General features: G+C 56.3%; 26 protein-coding genes. 10 read left to right on the plus strand and 16 right to left on the minus strand.

Features of this window, described 5'->3' with window-relative positions:
- Positions 1-81 precede the first annotated feature (81 nt).
- Positions 82-315 (minus strand): hypothetical protein, encoded by a 234-nt coding sequence (locus ABWL43_RS10035; protein WP_404487552.1) that lies wholly within the window; start codon positions 313-315, stop codon positions 82-84.
- Here ABWL43_RS10035 and ABWL43_RS10040 point away from each other — a divergent pair.
- Positions 314-1,333 carry a hypothetical protein gene (locus ABWL43_RS10040; protein WP_404487553.1) on the plus strand — a complete coding sequence of 340 codons (1,020 nt, stop codon included), beginning with the start codon at positions 314-316 and terminating at the stop codon, positions 1,331-1,333. The genes ABWL43_RS10035 and ABWL43_RS10040 overlap by 2 nt on opposite strands.
- A 130-nt stretch (positions 1,334-1,463) precedes the next feature.
- Here the strand turns inward: ABWL43_RS10040 and ABWL43_RS10045 are convergent, their stop codons facing one another.
- From ABWL43_RS10045 to ABWL43_RS10080, 8 genes are all read right to left on the minus strand, one after another.
- Positions 1,464-1,934 (minus strand): hypothetical protein, encoded by a 471-nt coding sequence (locus tag ABWL43_RS10045; protein WP_404487554.1) that lies wholly within the window; start codon positions 1,932-1,934, stop codon positions 1,464-1,466.
- The gene (locus tag ABWL43_RS10050) at positions 1,931-2,173 is read right to left on the minus strand and encodes a hypothetical protein (protein WP_404487555.1); all 243 of its coding nucleotides are present in this window, start codon (positions 2,171-2,173) and stop codon (positions 1,931-1,933) included. Before ABWL43_RS10050 ends, ABWL43_RS10045 begins: the two co-directional genes overlap by 4 nt.
- On the minus strand, positions 2,170-3,795 hold the full coding sequence (locus tag ABWL43_RS10055; protein ID WP_404487556.1) for a YqaJ viral recombinase family protein: 1,626 nt from the start codon (positions 3,793-3,795) through the stop codon (positions 2,170-2,172). Before ABWL43_RS10055 ends, ABWL43_RS10050 begins: the two co-directional genes overlap by 4 nt.
- Positions 3,792-4,598 (minus strand): phage recombination protein Bet, encoded by an 807-nt coding sequence (gene bet, locus ABWL43_RS10060; protein WP_404488383.1) that lies wholly within the window; start codon positions 4,596-4,598, stop codon positions 3,792-3,794. Before bet ends, ABWL43_RS10055 begins: the two co-directional genes overlap by 4 nt.
- Before the next feature lie 168 nt (positions 4,599-4,766).
- Positions 4,767-5,138 (minus strand): hypothetical protein, encoded by a 372-nt coding sequence (locus ABWL43_RS10065; RefSeq protein WP_404487557.1) that lies wholly within the window; start codon positions 5,136-5,138, stop codon positions 4,767-4,769.
- Positions 5,135-5,305: a hypothetical protein gene (locus tag ABWL43_RS10070; RefSeq protein WP_017528181.1), complete on the minus strand. Its 171-nt coding sequence runs from the start codon at positions 5,303-5,305 to the stop codon at positions 5,135-5,137. Before ABWL43_RS10070 ends, ABWL43_RS10065 begins: the two co-directional genes overlap by 4 nt.
- Complete coding sequence (locus ABWL43_RS10075) at positions 5,302-5,487, minus strand: hypothetical protein (RefSeq protein WP_177026702.1); 186 nt, start codon at positions 5,485-5,487, stop codon at positions 5,302-5,304. Before ABWL43_RS10075 ends, ABWL43_RS10070 begins: the two co-directional genes overlap by 4 nt.
- Positions 5,484-5,921 (minus strand): hypothetical protein, encoded by a 438-nt coding sequence (locus tag ABWL43_RS10080; protein WP_404487558.1) that lies wholly within the window; start codon positions 5,919-5,921, stop codon positions 5,484-5,486. Before ABWL43_RS10080 ends, ABWL43_RS10075 begins: the two co-directional genes overlap by 4 nt.
- Positions 5,922-6,128: 207 nt before the next feature.
- On the opposite strand from ABWL43_RS10080, the gene ABWL43_RS10085 reads away from it, so the two are divergent.
- Positions 6,129-6,542 (plus strand): hypothetical protein, encoded by a 414-nt coding sequence (locus ABWL43_RS10085; RefSeq protein WP_404487559.1) that lies wholly within the window; start codon positions 6,129-6,131, stop codon positions 6,540-6,542.
- Between the two features lie 7 nt (positions 6,543-6,549).
- Here the strand turns inward: ABWL43_RS10085 and ABWL43_RS10090 are convergent, their stop codons facing one another.
- The 7 genes from ABWL43_RS10090 to ABWL43_RS10120 all read right to left on the minus strand — a co-directional run bounded on the left by ABWL43_RS10090 (position 6,550) and on the right by ABWL43_RS10120 (position 11,079).
- A complete protein-coding gene (locus tag ABWL43_RS10090; protein WP_404487560.1) occupies positions 6,550-6,933 on the minus strand; it encodes a response regulator transcription factor in 384 nt (127 codons plus the stop codon).
- A 427-nt stretch (positions 6,934-7,360) separates the two neighbouring features.
- On the minus strand, positions 7,361-7,612 hold the full coding sequence (locus ABWL43_RS10095) for a DUF1654 domain-containing protein (protein ID WP_404487561.1): 252 nt from the start codon (positions 7,610-7,612) through the stop codon (positions 7,361-7,363).
- 291 nt (positions 7,613-7,903) lie between these two features.
- A complete protein-coding gene (locus tag ABWL43_RS10100; RefSeq protein ID WP_404487562.1) occupies positions 7,904-8,230 on the minus strand; it encodes a DUF2388 domain-containing protein in 327 nt (108 codons plus the stop codon).
- A 96-nt stretch (positions 8,231-8,326) separates the two neighbouring features.
- Positions 8,327-8,836 carry a hypothetical protein gene (locus tag ABWL43_RS10105; RefSeq protein ID WP_404487563.1) on the minus strand — a complete coding sequence of 170 codons (510 nt, stop codon included), beginning with the start codon at positions 8,834-8,836 and terminating at the stop codon, positions 8,327-8,329.
- Positions 8,837-8,838: 2 nt separating this feature from the next.
- Positions 8,839-10,032 (minus strand): ATP/GTP-binding protein, encoded by a 1,194-nt coding sequence (locus ABWL43_RS10110; RefSeq protein WP_404487564.1) that lies wholly within the window; start codon positions 10,030-10,032, stop codon positions 8,839-8,841.
- A gap of 155 nt (positions 10,033-10,187) precedes the next feature.
- Positions 10,188-10,406, minus strand: coding sequence for a hypothetical protein (locus ABWL43_RS10115; RefSeq protein ID WP_404487565.1), 219 nt, complete (start codon positions 10,404-10,406; stop codon positions 10,188-10,190).
- Positions 10,407-10,422: 16 nt separating this feature from the next.
- On the minus strand, positions 10,423-11,079 hold the full coding sequence (locus ABWL43_RS10120; protein WP_404487566.1) for a LexA family protein: 657 nt from the start codon (positions 11,077-11,079) through the stop codon (positions 10,423-10,425).
- 109 nt (positions 11,080-11,188) lie between these two features.
- Between ABWL43_RS10120 and ABWL43_RS10125 the strand changes: the two genes are divergently transcribed.
- The 8 genes from ABWL43_RS10125 (at position 11,189) to ABWL43_RS10160 (ending at position 16,070) form a co-directional block, all read left to right on the plus strand.
- Positions 11,189-11,368: a Cro/CI family transcriptional regulator gene (locus tag ABWL43_RS10125; protein ID WP_017255748.1), complete on the plus strand. Its 180-nt coding sequence runs from the start codon at positions 11,189-11,191 to the stop codon at positions 11,366-11,368.
- 210 nt (positions 11,369-11,578) lie between these two features.
- On the plus strand, positions 11,579-12,427 hold the full coding sequence (locus ABWL43_RS10130; RefSeq protein ID WP_404487567.1) for a Bro-N domain-containing protein: 849 nt from the start codon (positions 11,579-11,581) through the stop codon (positions 12,425-12,427).
- Between the two features lies 1 nt (position 12,428).
- Complete coding sequence (locus ABWL43_RS10135) at positions 12,429-12,773, plus strand: HNH endonuclease (RefSeq protein ID WP_404487568.1); 345 nt, start codon at positions 12,429-12,431, stop codon at positions 12,771-12,773.
- Entirely contained in the window at positions 12,770-13,699 is a 930-nt protein-coding gene (locus ABWL43_RS10140) for a helix-turn-helix domain-containing protein (RefSeq protein ID WP_404487569.1), read from the plus strand. The genes ABWL43_RS10135 and ABWL43_RS10140 overlap by 4 nt, the downstream gene beginning before the upstream one ends.
- A complete protein-coding gene (locus tag ABWL43_RS10145) occupies positions 13,686-14,483 on the plus strand; it encodes a hypothetical protein (RefSeq protein ID WP_404487570.1) in 798 nt (265 codons plus the stop codon). Before ABWL43_RS10140 ends, ABWL43_RS10145 begins: the two co-directional genes overlap by 14 nt.
- Complete coding sequence (locus ABWL43_RS10150; protein WP_404487571.1) at positions 14,480-14,950, plus strand: hypothetical protein; 471 nt, start codon at positions 14,480-14,482, stop codon at positions 14,948-14,950. The genes ABWL43_RS10145 and ABWL43_RS10150 overlap by 4 nt, the downstream gene beginning before the upstream one ends.
- A complete protein-coding gene (locus tag ABWL43_RS10155; RefSeq protein WP_404487572.1) occupies positions 14,947-15,525 on the plus strand; it encodes a recombination protein NinG in 579 nt (192 codons plus the stop codon). Before ABWL43_RS10150 ends, ABWL43_RS10155 begins: the two co-directional genes overlap by 4 nt.
- Positions 15,522-16,070 carry a hypothetical protein gene (locus ABWL43_RS10160; RefSeq protein WP_404487573.1) on the plus strand — a complete coding sequence of 183 codons (549 nt, stop codon included), beginning with the start codon at positions 15,522-15,524 and terminating at the stop codon, positions 16,068-16,070. The genes ABWL43_RS10155 and ABWL43_RS10160 overlap by 4 nt, the downstream gene beginning before the upstream one ends.
- The last annotated feature ends 40 nt before the right edge of the window (positions 16,071-16,110 follow it).

Raw genomic sequence — 16,110 nt, forward strand, 5'->3', positions numbered from 1 at the left:
GGCCTACCTCTTCGATTCCACTTGCTGGCAGGGCTAGGCAGGAAGGCCTGCGCCGCGCGGCGGTGATTTTGCTGATGCGCTTCATGGGGTGTCAGCGAACTTGAAGCCGTTTTCCTGGGCGATCAGCGTCACGCGCTTGATGTGCATTTTCAGCTTCTTCGCGACATCGTTCGCTGTGATGCCATTTTCCGCTTCGGCGCGCACGGCAGGTGCCAGCTTGTCGCGCTGGGCGCCCCACTCTTTGCGTTTGGCGTCCCAGTCGATTACTGCGGCAACCACGCCCGGGGCTGCGGTCTTGTGCATGTAGTTGTTCATGGATTATCTCCAGACAGGCGCCGCCCTCCGTGACGGAAGGTGGCAATTTGGTTATATTTCACGCTCATGTGCGCAGGCTGCGAAAAAGGAGCAGGGAATGGCAAAACAAAATGCAAGTCGGCCGGTAAAAGAGGCAGATATAGAGCTTGAAGAGAAGCTGACCAGAAAGTGCTTTATCGTCACTCCGATTGGCTCTGATGCATCTCCAACGCGACGGGCTGCCGATGGCCTAATCAATGCAGTTATGAAGCCTGTTTTAGAGAAAATGGGATTCGAAACGTTCGTAGCCCACGAAATTGCAAGTCCCGGCTCAATAACTCGTCAAGTTATCGAACATATAATTTATGATGACTTAGTTATTGCAAATCTTAGCGAGCTTAATCCCAATGTTATGTATGAGCTTGCCGTGAGACATTGTGTGGGGCTGCCTATCGTTGTACTTGCAGAAAATGGCACGCGACTTCCATTTGATATCTCAGATGAGCGCACTGTTTTTTTTCAAAATGATATGTATGGCGCAGTTGACCTTGTTCCTCGTTTAGAGGCTGCTATAGATGCAGCTCTAATGATTGGGGAGCCTGATAATCCTGTGTATAGGGTTACACAAAGTCGGGTTTTGAGGGAGTCAGTAGAACCTGATGATGCACAAGCTTTTTTAATCAAAAAGCTTGACTATATCGAGTCATTTATCGGTGAGGTAAAGCTGAGGGGGGTATTGCCGCCGCCACCACCGCTGCCATCATCACGCGATCTAGAAGCCGAAAATAGTTACCTTGTTCATATTATTGACGGTGATGCGGATAAAAACCTAATCTATGATTTCCTAGGGGTTATTCCAGGTGTCATAAGCGTTAAGAATGTAGTAAGCCAATCTGCAAAATTGTCTTTTATTGTCAATTCCAATCTCACAATTGGGTCTTCTGAACTAACCCTTTTGGAAGGAACTTTCAATGTATCAACAAGGCTGCTCAAAAGAAGGCCTGGGACGTCTAATTACATTACCGTAAATAGGTCTTAGCATATGGGGAATTGATTGGTTTTGCATACTTCAAACTGCTGTAAATTTCATGTTAGGCCATTGCATATATTTTCTATTCCGCTGGCCGGCAGTGCGAGCCAAGTTTGACGTTTGCGTTGCTGGGTGCGGGCTATGCGGCGCATGCAGCGACCTTCTGCTGATTCCATGCGCCGACGGCTTCGAAGATCCGCGCGGCGTGTTCCTCGTCCAGCGACAAGGTGTCGGGGATAGCGATCCAGCCCGAAGCCACCATCTGGCTTTGATTGGCCTCGTCGCGCAGCTTCTTGTAGCAATGCTCGATCACGTCTTCCAGGTGGTCGGAGAGGTAGACGCCATCGGGCGCCACCTCCACCGACTTGCTGTAGCGGTCGCCGCGGGCGTCGATGCAGAGCGTGCTCAGGTAGATCGTCCACCGGTGGGGGATACCGCAAACGGCCTGACCAATCTTCCCCGGCGCGATGTTCTTCAGCGACTTGTAATTGATCATGCCCTGGCGGCCGCTGGGGTCTATGTTCACCACTGCGACGTGGTTGGCGGCCAGCAGCGAGCGGCACGAACGGGCAATGCGCGCCTGCAGGTTATGCGGTTTGCGCTTGCTCATAATGCCTCCGCGAATTTGCGCAGCGCTTCACGCTCGGCCCGGGTGATGGTCGGCTTTCGGCGCTCGAGGATGGTTGCCGGGTCGATGAATTCCGAACGCTTCGCCGGATTTGGATTGATCGCCGGGCTCTCGCCGATTGTGATCTTCCCGCCGGCGGCCAAGTGCCGGCGAATCTGACTGGAAAGCTCCAGCGCCTTCTCGCGCCGGAACTCGATATCTGATCTGAGGTTGCTGATCATGCTGCCGCCTTGCCGAGTGTCACCCCAGCCATGCTGAAGTTTGCGCCCTGCGCTGCGACCATCGCGTCGAGCGCTTCCCAGTTCACCAGAAGCAGCGTGATCGGCGCCTGACCATATGCCACCGCTTTTATCAGTGCCTCGAAGTCCGTCACGTCGGCCTGCAGCGCTACCTGCTCCACCGTGTGGCTCGGCACAGGCTTTGTGGCCTGGCCGACGGGCGCCGCCTTGACCGGAGCGGTGCGGACAGGCTCTGGTGTCGCCACCTTCTCCATGACTGGCTCTGGCTTGATGGCTGCCAGTCGCCGGGCCTCCTGCTCTTCGGCGATGCGCTTCGCGTCGGCCTTTGCCTGCTCCGCTTTCTGGTGTTCGGAGATTCGGAATTTGATCAGCGTCACCAGGTCATCGTTGGCTTTTGTCACCAGATGCTGCACGTCGCTGAACAGGAAGGCATGATCAACGGCGAGCTCTGCCAGACTGGTCAGGTTCAAACGAATGCTGTCCGCTGCCTGACTTGCGTCAATCTTCGCCCGGACCAGCTCGGTATCAACTGCGTCCTGAAGGCTGGCGATAGTGCGCTTGTTCTTCATGGCGCCGGCGAAGTCCGAAACGACATGAGGAAGTGTGACTTGGCCCAGCGTCTTGTTGATTGCAGCGATGTGATCTGTCAGTGCCAGTTCGGCCTTTTGCTTGATGTTGGTCTTCACCAGCAGCTCTTGAGCCTTAACCAGCTTGTCGACTTTCAGGCGAGTCTCGCGAGCATGGGCACTGATGCGATCCAGCGATGAAAACAACTCATCGATGCTTTGGGTTTGCGATAGGGCCTGTTTCTTGGCGACGGCGACAGCCTCTTCAACATCGCCGCACCACTTGACCGCCTTCTTCGCGTCGGCGAAGTCCTGGTCCGTGGAAAGAGTGGTTTTCACCGTGTCGATGACCGCCAAGGCCGAGTCTTCAAACACCTTCAGGTTGCTGGCGGTGACCATGCCGGTCAGCTCGATACGCAGGGCTGGCAGCTCATCAGGCGCCTTGCCGACTACGATTGAAGGCGCGTCGGCCATTTCGAATTTGGCCAGGTCTGCCTCGAACTGTTTCCAGCCCTCGATCAACTGGGCCGCGCGCCCGGCGACAGGCCGGTACTCCATGTGCACGAAGTTTTCCGGCGTGCCGTCCGAGCAAACAAAGATGACCCGCTCAGCGCCGCTCACCAGCAGTTGCTGCTCAAGCTGCCAGTAATAGTGCGGGGCCAGGTCACCAGCCTTCACCTGGGCGACGACCGACTCATTCCACAGTTTGTGCTCGAACAGTGTCTCGCCGAGCATCGTGGCGCCGTCCATCGAGGCGAGCAGGTTGCCTGAAGTCCCAACGACCGGATACAGCTCTTCGCCGATCATCACCTCAACCAGGGGGCGAGCCATCGCTTCGGTAGCGTGGCCTTTGTCGAAGATGTACTGCTGCGACTGCGTGACTTCTGGCGCAATGCCTGTCTTCTTCAACGTCAGCAGGTCGGTTCGGGTCTGGTACTTCGAGGCGCCCATCATTGCCGGCGCTTCGGATGCGGTGAAGTGCTTGCCGCGCAGCGCATGCCACTCGGCGGAGCCTTGAGCTACGTTATGGATTTTCATGCGGACTCTCCGTCGATAGGTGTCATTCGATTGATTCGGTCGATTTGCGCTTCGCTGAGCGTGTATCGGGATTGAAGAAACGCGATCAGCGTCTCCGAGTTGGTCTTTCCTTGGTCAATGCCGGCCTGCCAGGTCGGAAGCATCGTTTCGAACTTTTCATCCGAATAGCTTGGATTTGCTTCAGTCTCTTTGGCCGCCGACGGCTTTGGCGTTACATCGCGCGGCGCTTCCTCGAAGGTCTTTCCTTCCATCTCGTCGGCCGTTGGCGCTGATCCGACTTCAGGGAATGCTTTGCGCAGTGCTTGCGCCTCGGCGCATTTGGCGAGCTGGGCAAATGCTCGACGCTTCCACATTGCGTTGGGCGCCGCGGTGTCCTTGCTCGATGTCGCGTAGTTCTCAAGCCAGCGCTCGTTGGCGGTGTACTCAGCAACCAGCCCGTTGCTCATTTGCCGCTTGACCGTCACGCGGCACCACTCGGGGTACGTGACCTCTACGCCGCTCAACTTTGCCGTTACTGGAGGGCCGTATTCCGGCTCACTGATTCCAGCGTACTGGCCGGTGCGCGCCGCCTGAATGCGGTACAGGCCGATGCCAGGCATCACCGTGTCCTGCATCTTTTTCGTCTTCGAGTTCCAGATCGGGACGATGTGCACCGGCTTCAACATTGGGTCCAGGTGCGCCGCCTGGCAGTAAGCCAGCACCATCACAACAGAGTTCTTTTCTGCGCCGGGGTAGAGGCTGCTGCTCAGCACTTCAACGAGCGCGGCCTCCGACATTGCAGGCGTGCTCTCGTCCTGTTTCATTACTGCGGACATGGGGAATCCTTGCCGCGATGCTCGCAGCGATTGAAGGTGTTGATTACTGGGTGATTCGATCAGCGAGGGCGCTGAGCAACATCAGGAAGGTGAAGAGGGCGAGGACTGGGAAAGAGCCGCGCCAGATGAGTAGGCGCCGGGTGCGCTGGCGGGTGGTCATGGCCAGGGCCTCAACTGCTGCAACACCAACTCGTGCAGCGCCTTACCGTTTCGGCTCATGTGTTGCCCGCGCAACTGCCATTTTTTCGTGCTGGGCCAGCAATCGATCATTCGCCCATCGGGAAGCGTAAGCACGACGTGGTAGCCGTTGTTGTGCTTCTTGTGGGCGATGCCGGTCCGAGACAGCCAGCCGTCGAAGCGCTGCATGGCTTCTGCCTTCATGCGTTTCTTGTGACCCTCGGGGTTGTGCTCGCTGCCTTCGCCGCCACAATTACGGCAGCAGCGCGTGTAACCCACATCCTCGCCGATGAACTCGCAGCAGCTCATGCAGTGGCTGCCGTCTTCGATGTTGCCTTCAAAGAAACTCACGGCCGAACCCTCACCGCGATACGCCCGCCCTTGATCGCAGCAGCAAGCTTTGGCGGTAGTGCCGACACAGGCAGGTCGCGCGGCAGACCGGCGCCGAGGATTGTCAGGCTGCGTTCGATCTCGGCGATCTGTTCGTCGATCAGTGATTTAACCGGCGCAGTGGTCATGCTGCCTCCTTGCGCGCGACCTTGTTGAGGCGGGCGCAGTAGTGGTCAAATTCCTTGAGGGTGATGGTTTGGTCGATCAGGAACTGGGTGATCAGCCCCTGAACGATTAATGCCTCTTCTTGGGTACTGGAAGCATGCGCCAAGCTTTCGAGCGCTTCGTCGATCAGGATGTGGGCGCTCATAGGTCGGCACCCACATCGTCTTCGCGCTCTTCCCGTTCCGCTGCTACCGCGTCTTCGGCGTAGGGCCTCAGCAGCGCTACAGCGATCTTCTCGACCGCTTCAATCGGCCGTTGCTGGCCCAGCAGGTCTGCGGCGTGAGACCGGGCATCGCTCTGGCTGCCGAGCATCGCCGACAGCAGCAGCCGGGCAAACGAATCACGCTGGTCCAGACCGTCGATTTGGCGCTGGTTCAGGTGGCCCTGCAGGACCGTGCAGAACCGATCGAACGTCACCACTTGGGGCTGGCCGTAGCGGCGCTTCCACTTGATGTCGACGCCGCACACTAGGCGCTCCGCCGAATGCTCAAGCCAGTCCGTCACCTCGTCGCTCTCGCTGACCTCTGGAGGCAACTGAGCGTCGTAACGCTCCTGGCAAATATTCAATGCTGCGTTCATGGTCGCCTCCAAGGTGGCGGGTTGTTCACCTGTATTCGTCAACACTCATGCCTCCCGCTGGTTGCCGATGGGCGCGGGGGAGGAGTGCTGACGTAATAGAGGTGGGGAGGGGTGCCGGTCTTTCACGGCTGCCGCGGCGCTGGCCGTTTAGCGAGTCGTACTGAAGGCTGGTAGCATCGACACTCGTTATCGGAGCAAGGAATTGCTATGCATCAGGTTGTTCAAAGGGCGTTAAACGTGATCGCAGCAGAGAGCAGCGAGCCCGAATACACTGAAGCGTTCAGCGCTGTCCGTGCAGTAGTGGTTGAGTTTGGGGAGGAGAATTTGGCTGATCGGCTTTTTGCCGATATCCCTGACTCGATATCGTTTCTGCAGGTCGCTAGGCTATTTGACTTTCTTGCTTGGCAGACGGATGACAACGGATCAGCGATGACTCGCACAGCTGAGCGCTGGCTCGTTGAAGGCACAGATCTACGCAAGATTCAGATCGCTCTCAACCTCGAGGTATACCCGTTTCCCGACGAGCATGAGATGTACCGCGTGCTGTCTGATGTGGCTGAGTCCCTCCCTCAGATGGCTGATAGATGCCAGCAGCTAATCAGTTCTCGGCAAAATCGGTAGCACCTGCTCATACAGTCAATTCAGCGCACTCAGTCCGACGTACCATCCGCATCTGAGCCATTCGCCGTTCCGGCGCCCGGCGATCACGACGCAGCGAGTCGTCACTGATCATCGAGTGCATCGCGATCAGCGCCGCCAGAACAAAGCACAACGGCGTGATGATCTGGCGCTTCATGGCCTCAGCCACCAAAGCAGTACGCTTCGTCACGCCCAGCTTGAACATCGCATTGGTCAGGCGCTTCTTGACGGTGCCGGCCTCAACGCCTGCTTCCCGAGCAATCTCTTTCGAGGTGAAGCCCTGGGCAATCCAAAGCAGGAACTGAAGTTCTCGCGGCGCAAGACCACGTCCGAGGTGGCCTTTCCATGAACCGTTGATGATTGTTGCTTCCATCTCGGTGACCCTTGGTTGGTTTCCCGCTGAGCCCGGCGAACCAGGCTCAGAAGTGAAAATTTCCGTTTCTCCGCCACGCGCATCGCCCGATTCATATCTCTGGCCGGCGTCACACATTTCGTGAACGGTGTTCTTCGCCGACCGGCTTGCGTGGTTTCGCGCGCATTCATGTGGAAAGCACGGCCAGTTCCAGAGCTGGCATGGAGATCGAATTTATTGTTCGCGCTGTACCCGTTACCGGGGATCGATCTGCGAAGGTCCTGGATTGTCAAAGAGCGGCGCAGCTCTCGCTGCCGGCCGGCGATGTTCGTTGCTGGCTTGAAGTGAATTTAAGCAAGCTGAAATTAAAGTGTCAAGCATGCTGAAATAAATAATTCAGAGTACTGAAATCCAAGGCGATAAAAAACCCGCTCAGTGGCGGGCTCCTTTAAGCGTCGCAGTACTCGCGCCAGCCGATCCTGACGGCTCCGTCTTCCAGATGCTCAATCCGGATACCGGCGGTGTCGCCGATATCTTGGATGACTTGGTGCCAGGCTTCGGGGCTTTCGTCCTCGCGCCTTGATACCTCGACCAGCTGAATCCTCTGGACCCGAGGAGAGGCGATCAAGCCTTGCAGGCGGCGGCCAACTAGCTCATAGGAACTTCGTGGTTGTGATGCGGAATAGGGTGCCTGGTTCATGCTTCGCTCCTTGCAAATACTGTATATCTACACAGTATTCATGCTGGCATATCTTGGCAAGAGCGCGGACAGAGATTTCATGCATAAATGCATATTTTGACGCATAGGCATACTGACGGGTGTTGGCGCATAAGCGATCGCAAGCTAGAGGGGAGCGTTAGGGGCGCCAAGGATGCCTGAACATCAGACAAAGAAAAGCCCGCGATGGGGAGGGTGGGCTTAAAGGGATGTTCACTAGGAGCTGTGGTAATCATAAGCGCCCGACTGTGAAAGGGATGTGAAAGGTCGCGCTCAGTAGAACGTCGCGATCGCTTTGGCGAGTTGCATATCGGACATGAGGGGCGACCTATAGCTTAATCGATAGTGTCGGGATGCTTGCTCAAATTGTGCGCCGCGAATCTCTCCGTCCGACCCGATGAAGGTCAGGGCGTCGGTCTTCGCCGATTTGAATACCTTCGGTGGCTCGGTCGTGAGGGATGTTGTTGCGCCAATCAAAATGGTTGGCGCGGAAATTGTGAGAAATATCGCGGCAGCGATAGGGTTGGCGCCATCACCTGATACGACCTGCGTGCTGACCGATGCCAGTAGGGCGATCGCCAGTGTCTTCCATAACTCCATGCTTCATTGCTTCCATTGCGATCTAAGGGCGCCACCATAGCAGGGTAGTGGCTCGCCAGAAACAAGAAGCCCGGCGCTGGGCCGGGCGTTATTTAATTAGGCTTTACGGCTTATAAAAATTATCAAGTCATTTAAGCATGAGGCGCTCATTCTTCCGCGTTCAACTATGTGATCCGGAAAGTGTTTGACGTAGAAGGATTCTTCTGTAGGATCACCCCTTAAAGCATTAATGAGTAAATCCTTACAATCCTTCGTCGTTTTACCAAGCTTGAGCGCGTGAACGGATAAAAGTGTAGCTTCTATTGAGGGTGTTGAAATGAATCGTGCGACTTTGTTTGCGTTGAGCCATTTATCTACTTCCGCAGATGTTTGTATATCTCCGTCAAAAACAGCGCCGACAAGGTTGTAGTCGCCGGTGCGCTTGGCAGCCTTTATTGCGTCAACAATGCCTTCTGGACCCTTTCCTTTAGCGTTTTTTATTGTTAGTGAGATAAACGAATCTCGCCCGCAATAAATCGATTTTAGATGCCGAATGAAAGCTTCTTCGGTATATCCTTCGACAGCCATTAAAATTGTGTTGTTAGTACGTCGAATTGGCTTTTTCATAATTAAATATTCGGCACCGCTCCATAAGTGCCTGACATGTATTTGGCGTAGAAATTATCATCACTTCTTACACCGCTCATGTCGCACAGCCTCCATGCATCGCTAACGCCATCTATTTTCTCTACCAAAAGAATCTGGCATTTTTGCAGTTCATTCAGTATTTCTACTGAATGGGTAGTAAATATGATTTGTGCGTTGTGGGGATTTGTCTTCGGATTAAAAAACAAATCCAGAATGCTGTCTAGCATATGGGGGTGTAGGTCTGATTCCAGCTCATCATATACCATGACTCCACCCTCCTTCAGTACTGGAAGCAGCCTGCTAAGAAGTACATAGGCGGATTGAGTGCCACTAGACTCCGCAAGAAGTGGCATCTCAAATGTGTGACCATTAATAGTATGAATGCCAAAGGGCATTGTTATTTCAAATTCCTCGCCTTTATCATCAACGTGTTTTAGTTTGTTAATTTTTACGTCAGAAAGGCCTAGATCCCACTTTTTTAAACGTGACACCATCAATTCGCGATAGTCTTCGTGCTCTTCATAAAACTCTGTACCTTCAATAAGCGCCTGGTAGTCATTTGAAAGTGCTCTGCCACTAGCGTTTATATTGGTGTGGAATTTAGAGAAGTAGTCGACGAGCAGTAATGCAAACTCATTGTCTTGCTGCGCAGCAAAAGATATCAATGAAGAGTTTTTCTTTACTTTGTTTGCGGTACGCTTGTCGAAGCCAAAGCCTTTCAGATTGAACGTATATTCTTTCTCGCCGTCGTTAAGGATCCTCGAAAATATGCAACTCCACTGGCGGCTGGTCTTCTCATGAAGTTCCTCCTCATGCACCTTTTTTGAGTCGATCTTCAAGCTGTACTTGAATAATCTTTCGTTTATCTCAAAGGTCATTTGAAGAGATGATGGTTCGTCAGATTTTAGGAAGTGCTGGCGCGTATACGTTCCAGCATCCGGCCGTAGGTTTACGGACTTGCCTATGAACCATGAGATAAAAGCAAATGGCTTGATCGCGTTGGTCTTGCCTGCGCCATTTGCGCCAATTACCGCCAAAATTTTGCTGGTTCTGCCACCTACTGCCTTTGATGTGCAGCTTTTTTCATTTTCAGCTGCGCGGCCGTCCATGGCGAACGAAATTTCGACGTCACCCAAAAAGGAATAGAAATTCGAGAAGGTTAAGGAATGCAGCATTATGGTATCGCTCGGCAATATTCAACAAAATTTTGTTGAATATGGTCTGAGGCTGACGAGAAGTCAACTGAAAGGCTATCGGCATCAGAAGCAGCTCGTTAACAGACTTCAATGCTCAACCCAGCCCGGCCCTTCCAGCCCTTACACCCTTCGCTTCAACCGTCCGCGCCATAGAAGTGGTTCAGAGCTATCAGCTCAACCACAGCCACGAGGGTGCAGAGCACAACGAAGCCAGGGCTAAAGACTCGCTTGCGACCTGATGAGCCCCAACAACTAGGACCCGCGTCGGAAATGAAAGGAAGCACCATGAGGAACGCCAGCCAGGCCCAGACCCAAAACTTGCTCCAAAAGCGCTGTTCCCGCCATGCAGTCATTGGCTCATCCTGGACGTCAGTAAAACTTCTGCAGCGCCTGCACCACGACGCCCACGATCCGGCAGTTTTCGTCGACCGCCTCAATGGGGTACCCAGGATTCAGCGGCTTTAGGAACATACGGCCGCCATCGCTCACCAGTTTCTTGAATGTGGCTTCGTTGCTGTCAGGCAGTTTGGCCACGACCAGCTTACCTGGTGAGACCTCTGCTTCTGTGTCCACCAGGATCAGCGTGCCTTCAGTGATGCTCTGGCCTGCGGGCGCCGTCATCGAGTCACCTTTGACTGTCAGCCAAAACGCCGGGCCTTTGGCGTCGTACTCCGAAAACTCGTAGGTATCCGAAATTCCAGCCGGGTACGGCTCCACGGCTTCCGCCCAGGCGCCGGCGGCAACCCAGCTCACTACCGGGTAGCGGAATGATTTGGTGGGCTGGGTAGCTGGAGAGACGTTCGACTCCGTAACCTCACGCTCTTCACCTTCACCAATAGCAAGCCACTCAGCCCTGAAGCCGGTTGCTTTAGCCAGGGCGTAAAGGTTCTCCGGCCTGAGGCTTTTGCTCTCACCGGTTATCCATTGAGTGACGGCCGAATTTGCAACGCCGCAAAGCGATGCAATTTCCCCTTTCTTTTTACCGCTGACCTGTATGGCGCGGGCGATGCGTTCGTGTCTTTCCATGGACTCAATATTAAGTTAACTGAATTTAAGCATGCAGTAGGCCAAAAACGCCGCTGATGTCATAACTTAAGCATGCTTAAATTGCGGCAGGCTCGAACGAGGATGCGCAATGAATACGCATGAAGTCGCCGAATTCTTCGGCAGCAAGACGAAGCTGGCACTCGCTTTGGGCATCCGTCCAAGCGCAGTGACCATGTGGGGGGAAACGATTCCCGAATCCCGGCAGTACCAGATCCAAGTCCTTTCCAAGGGCAAGTTCAAGGCGACAAAGAAAGACCAAGCCGCCTGACAGGCAGGCCCTGCTGCCCATGTAGCCAGTATCGGCCCAGCCGGTCTGAGAAGTAAGAAACCTGAGGTCGCTGGAGTTTTATCCAGTGGGTTTTGGAAGGGCTAAGCGTGGAGTAGGGCGGGAAGTTGGCGCTTCGGCGCTGAATTACAGGCACAAAAAAGCCGACGTACGAGGTCGGCTAATTCGATAACACTTTGTGAGGCCGATTATATGCAAACCCCGCCACATATCAATAGCTCTACCAATCTCGCGCCACGTTTTTCGCAATCTGAAAACGTGGCGCGCAATTCTGTAGTGATCCCGTTCGACTTCGACGGCGCCGCGATCCGGGTCATCACCGACAAGCTCGGCGATCCGTGGTTTGTCGCGCGCGACGTCGCTGACGCACTGGGCTACTCGAAGCCAGAGAACGCCGTGTCCCGTCACTGCAAGGCTGCGACCACTACCCCGAAACAGGGTGGTGGTTTCATGACGATCATTCCAGAGCGGGACCTGTACCGGCTGGTGATGAAGTCGAAGCTGCCGGCCGCCGAGAAGTTCGAAGATTGGGTGGTTGGCCAGGTACTGCCGAGCATTCGCAAAACCGGCACCTTTTCCGCTCAGGGCCCGAACAATTCCAAGATCGTCGGCGAGCTGGCAATTCTGGAATGCTTCGACCGCCTCCTGAAGCCTGCAAACTCCAGCAAAATGCTGATGCTGGCGAAGATCGCTACCAACAACGGCCTGGATGCCAAGTTCCTCCCAGGCTATGCCGTGGACGCCGCGCCAGATGCCGCTGGCGGGTCTTCGATGCCAACCAAGGCAATCACCGCCCTGATCAAAGATCACGCCATCGCCAGCACTGCCCGCGCCTTCAACCTTGCACTGGAGGCCCACGGCTTCCTCAAGGTCCTGCAACGCAAAAACTCCAAACAGGAAATGGTGGACTTCTGGTCTGTGACTGAGAGGGGCATGGCCTACGGCAAGAACCTCACCAGCCCTCAATGCCCCCGCGAGACGCAGCCTCACTGGTATGTGGATCGCTTCCTTGAATTGGCCGCTAAGGTCAGGAAGGCCTGACATGCAATACACCGTCACGATTAACCAAGTAAAGGCGCTGGAGTGGAATCCGAATCGCATGCGCCACGTCACCGCCCTCCAGCCTCCCGTACTCCCGCCTCGGCGCCGGACGAAAAAGAACCCCATCCCTTCTGGACTGCGCGCGCAAATATTCGCTCGCGATGGTCACGCCTGCCTGCGCTGCGGCTGTTCGGTGCTGATGCGCTTGAGGGCTGATCACTTCGTACCTGAAAGCCAAGGTGGAGAGGCTTCTTTGGGCAACCTCCAGACCCTTTGCATGTCCTGCAATAGCTGGAAGGGCGTGCGGACGATTGATTTCCGCGCGTTCGCCGGAGGTGCAGCATGAGCATGGGCCTTATGGTCGCCGCGATGAAACTTCGCGTCGGTAATCCACTGCGCAAGCTGGTGCTGATCAAGTTGGCCGACAACGCCAGCGACGTTGGTGAGTGCTGGCCGTCCTACCAGCACATCGCCGATCAGTGCGAGATCAGCAAGCGCTCTGTCATGAACCACATCACCGCTCTGTGTGAGGCGGGACTGTTGCGCAAGGAGATCCGGAAGGGAGGCCCAAAAGGGAATTCGTCGAACGTTTACTTCCTGACCCTCGAAGGTGGTGGTGCACCTCCTGCACCAGGGGTAGTGCAGCAGATTCACCCGGGTAGTGCAGCAGGTTCACCTCCTAGTGAATCTCCTGCACCAGGGGGTAGTGCAGCAGCTGCACCCAGAATCAGTAACTCTCTTGAACCAGTCATGGAACCGGTCAATGAACCAATTGCACCCCCGGCTCCCGCCGAGGTTGTTCCGGCTCATTCCCGCGGCTTGGTGCTGGTCGTTGATCGCACCGATACCCCACGGGTCGAGATCCCCGCCGACATGCCTGGCCCCAAAGACCAGACCTGCAAAACCTTCAAGGTCTGGGCGAATTACGCCATGGCGTACCGCAAGCGCTACAGCGCCTGGCCAGTGTGGAACGCCAAGGTCGGCGGCCAGCTCGGCCAACTGGTCGACCGCCTCGGCGCCGATGTCGCCCACCACGTTGCCGCCCACTTCCTGAAAACTAGCGATGCGGCCGTCCTGCGCAAGTGCCACAGCCTCAACGAGCTGCTGGCCAACGCCGAGAGCTATCACACCCAGTGGGTGACTGGGCAGCGCATCAACGGCACAACCGCCCGCCAGATGGAACGGACCGAGGCTAACCACTCCGCAGCGGAGCAGGCCGCCCAGATGGTTCTGGCCAAACGCCAAGCAGGTGACCGCAATGAATACCTCTGAAATGAACGACCAGCAGGTTGCCGGGCTGGCCGCCGCCATCTGCGCCACAGCCGAGGCCATGGGCCAGGAAATGAACCCGGGCACTGCCGCGATGATGGCTGAAGACCTCTGCGCGTATCCGGTGCCCGTCGTCAAAGCCGCGCTGAAGGCCTGCCGCTTCGAGGTGAAGGGCAAGCTGGCCATGGCTGACATCCTGCAGCGCGTTCAGTCCTCCGACGGGCGCCCGGGCAAGGACGAGGCCTGGGCCATCGCCATGACCACCAACGACGAATTTGAAACCGTGGTGCTGACCGATGAGATCCAGCTGGCCCTGGCAGCCGCGAAACCCATCTTGGATGGCGGCGACAAGATCGGTGCGCGCATGGCGTTCATTGATGCCTACCAGCGTTTCGTAGGGCAGGCGCGCGAGGATGCGAAACCGGTCAACTGGCACGTGTCCGTGGGCTTCGACTCCCACCGCCGCATCCAGGCTGTGACCAAGGCAATGGAGCTGAAGAGAATCCCGCGCGAACACGCCCAGAAGTACCTGGCGGACCTGAGCGTCGAGCCGATCACTGAGGACGGTCGCGCCATCGCCGGCTTGCTCACTGGCACCGTCACAAGGCCAGAGCCCGAGCTTCGGCAGAAGCTGGAACTGGTGAAAACCTCGATGCTGGAAATGCGCAAGGCCAGTGCCGAACGGAAAACCGAAATGCGGATTGACGCGGCAAATGAGTTGGCGGATCGCAGGGCGATGCTCATCAAGCAGGCTCAGGAACTGGAAGCGAAGAGAGCGGCGCCATGACCGACAAGATCAGCGTGAACTGCCAGGCCAAGCTCTCTGAGGCTATCACCAAGTTGAACGCCATGTACCGCGACAAGAAGTTCGTGGTGGTCTCCCTGCGCCCGGGCAAGGACCGCACGCTTGACCAAAATCGGTTGTGGTTCGGGATGTACAAGCGCATCGCCGAAATGACCCAGATCGGTGACGCGGCTGACGCCCGGCGTTACTGCAAGCTGCACTTCGGCGTGCAGATCCTGCTGAACGAGGACGCCGGCTTTCAGGCCGAGTGGTACCGGGTCATGCGCCATCTGCCCTACGAAACGAAGCTGGCCATGATGGGCGAGTGCCATTTGTTCGGCCCTGACGGCTTCCCGGTAACCAGCCTTTTCAACCGCGCCCAGGGCATCAATTACACCGACCGCATCGCCGCCTATTTCACAGGCCAAGGTGTGGTTTTCACTGATCTACTCAGCAAGGAGGCTGCATGATCGCCAAGCAACCCAAACCGAAGAAATGCAAGAACCCGGCATGCGGCGTCAGCTTCCCGCCGCAGCGCTTGGGCCAGGCCGTATGTAGCCCGAAGTGTGGCCTGGCCATCAAGGACGTGAACCAGGCCAAAGCGCGTAAGTTGCTGGCCGATATCGGCCGTAAGGAACTGCGCGCGGCGAAAGTGAAGATTAAGTCGCGTGCCCAGCACATGAAAGAGGCTCAGGCCGCATTCAACGCGTGGATCCGCGAGCGGGACATCGGTCTTCCATGCGTGAGTTGTGGCCGGCACCACAACGGCCAGTGGCACGCAGGGCATTACCGCACGGTTGGCGGCAATCCTGAGCTCCGCTTCGAGCCGCTGAATGTGTGGCGCCAGTGCGCACCGTGCAACAACCACAAATCGGGCGACATCGTGAACTACCGGCTGGAGTTGGTGCGCCGTATCGGCGCCGACAAAGTGGATTGGCTGGAAGGGCCTCATGAGCCCCAGCGCTACACCATCGAGCAGTTGCAGGCCATCAAGGCCGACTACCGGGCAAAGACCAGAGAGCTGAAAAAAGGGGAAGCCGCATGACCTATCGCAACGTTGTTTCAGCAGTAGTTCGAGCCCTCGCGGCCGAGACTATCAGCTCCGCCGGCGGTTGCGACTTCGAGCCGAAGGTGCAGTGCGCCAAGCAGAAAGGGGAGATCGTCGGCAAGGAGGCGGCGTTTCTCCAGGACTGCTGGGTGTTCGGCCGGCTGCACAAGGCGCTCACCCCGGCGCATTGGCGCGCACTCGTGGCGAAGTACTCGACGCATCAAGAGCGCAAGCACGGCGCTATTTTGGAGTTGCTCAACTCGGTAAAGACGCCGGCGCCGAAGCGCTTCCGTGAATGCGCAGTCCTGACCTGGGCGATTCCACAAGTGGCCGGTGCCGAAGGCAAGCGTTCCGCCGCGGTGCTTTCTGCGGCTTGGTATGACATTGCCAATTGGGACAATGACGGCAAGCCAGAGTCAACTCGGTATCGTTGGCGTTCATCCATACGAAATTCTTTGGATGGCCAGGTGAATGAGGCGCTGATGGCCGCTCAAGAGATTCTTGACGCCGAGGGGCTAATGGAGAACGTCATGGCATCATAATTTGCTGCGGCAATGAACTGGACAGATGTCCTGAGCGACA

The organism is Pseudomonas sp. HT11, from assembly GCF_044875395.1.
Classification (GTDB): domain Bacteria; phylum Pseudomonadota; class Gammaproteobacteria; order Pseudomonadales; family Pseudomonadaceae; genus Aquipseudomonas.

Excerpts from the sequence above, each read along its gene's own strand:
- ABWL43_RS10040 (WP_404487553.1), top strand. The coding sequence starts at position 314 with ATGGATTATCTCCAGACAGGCGCCGCCCTCCGTGACGGAAGGTGGCAA.
- ABWL43_RS10035 (WP_404487552.1), bottom strand. The coding sequence starts at position 315 with ATGAACAACTACATGCACAAGACCGCAGCCCCGGGCGTGGTTGCCGCA.
- ABWL43_RS10045 (WP_404487554.1), bottom strand. The coding sequence starts at position 1,934 with ATGAGCAAGCGCAAACCGCATAACCTGCAGGCGCGCATTGCCCGTTCG.
- ABWL43_RS10050 (WP_404487555.1), bottom strand. The coding sequence starts at position 2,173 with ATGATCAGCAACCTCAGATCAGATATCGAGTTCCGGCGCGAGAAGGCG.
- ABWL43_RS10055 (WP_404487556.1), bottom strand. The coding sequence starts at position 3,795 with ATGAAAATCCATAACGTAGCTCAAGGCTCCGCCGAGTGGCATGCGCTG.
- bet (WP_404488383.1), bottom strand. The coding sequence starts at position 4,598 with ATGAAACAGGACGAGAGCACGCCTGCAATGTCGGAGGCCGCGCTCGTT.
- ABWL43_RS10070 (WP_017528181.1), bottom strand. The coding sequence starts at position 5,305 with ATGACCACTGCGCCGGTTAAATCACTGATCGACGAACAGATCGCCGAG.
- ABWL43_RS10075 (WP_177026702.1), bottom strand. The coding sequence starts at position 5,487 with ATGAGCGCCCACATCCTGATCGACGAAGCGCTCGAAAGCTTGGCGCAT.
- ABWL43_RS10080 (WP_404487558.1), bottom strand. The coding sequence starts at position 5,921 with ATGAACGCAGCATTGAATATTTGCCAGGAGCGTTACGACGCTCAGTTG.
- ABWL43_RS10085 (WP_404487559.1), top strand. The coding sequence starts at position 6,129 with ATGCATCAGGTTGTTCAAAGGGCGTTAAACGTGATCGCAGCAGAGAGC.
- ABWL43_RS10090 (WP_404487560.1), bottom strand. The coding sequence starts at position 6,933 with ATGGAAGCAACAATCATCAACGGTTCATGGAAAGGCCACCTCGGACGT.
- ABWL43_RS10095 (WP_404487561.1), bottom strand. The coding sequence starts at position 7,612 with ATGAACCAGGCACCCTATTCCGCATCACAACCACGAAGTTCCTATGAG.
- ABWL43_RS10100 (WP_404487562.1), bottom strand. The coding sequence starts at position 8,230 with ATGGAGTTATGGAAGACACTGGCGATCGCCCTACTGGCATCGGTCAGC.
- ABWL43_RS10105 (WP_404487563.1), bottom strand. The coding sequence starts at position 8,836 with ATGAAAAAGCCAATTCGACGTACTAACAACACAATTTTAATGGCTGTC.
- ABWL43_RS10110 (WP_404487564.1), bottom strand. The coding sequence starts at position 10,032 with ATGCTGCATTCCTTAACCTTCTCGAATTTCTATTCCTTTTTGGGTGAC.
- ABWL43_RS10115 (WP_404487565.1), bottom strand. The coding sequence starts at position 10,406 with ATGACTGCATGGCGGGAACAGCGCTTTTGGAGCAAGTTTTGGGTCTGG.
- ABWL43_RS10120 (WP_404487566.1), bottom strand. The coding sequence starts at position 11,079 with ATGGAAAGACACGAACGCATCGCCCGCGCCATACAGGTCAGCGGTAAA.
- ABWL43_RS10125 (WP_017255748.1), top strand. The coding sequence starts at position 11,189 with ATGAATACGCATGAAGTCGCCGAATTCTTCGGCAGCAAGACGAAGCTG.
- ABWL43_RS10130 (WP_404487567.1), top strand. The coding sequence starts at position 11,579 with ATGCAAACCCCGCCACATATCAATAGCTCTACCAATCTCGCGCCACGT.
- ABWL43_RS10135 (WP_404487568.1), top strand. The coding sequence starts at position 12,429 with ATGCAATACACCGTCACGATTAACCAAGTAAAGGCGCTGGAGTGGAAT.
- ABWL43_RS10140 (WP_404487569.1), top strand. The coding sequence starts at position 12,770 with ATGAGCATGGGCCTTATGGTCGCCGCGATGAAACTTCGCGTCGGTAAT.
- ABWL43_RS10145 (WP_404487570.1), top strand. The coding sequence starts at position 13,686 with ATGAATACCTCTGAAATGAACGACCAGCAGGTTGCCGGGCTGGCCGCC.
- ABWL43_RS10150 (WP_404487571.1), top strand. The coding sequence starts at position 14,480 with ATGACCGACAAGATCAGCGTGAACTGCCAGGCCAAGCTCTCTGAGGCT.
- ABWL43_RS10155 (WP_404487572.1), top strand. The coding sequence starts at position 14,947 with ATGATCGCCAAGCAACCCAAACCGAAGAAATGCAAGAACCCGGCATGC.
- ABWL43_RS10160 (WP_404487573.1), top strand. The coding sequence starts at position 15,522 with ATGACCTATCGCAACGTTGTTTCAGCAGTAGTTCGAGCCCTCGCGGCC.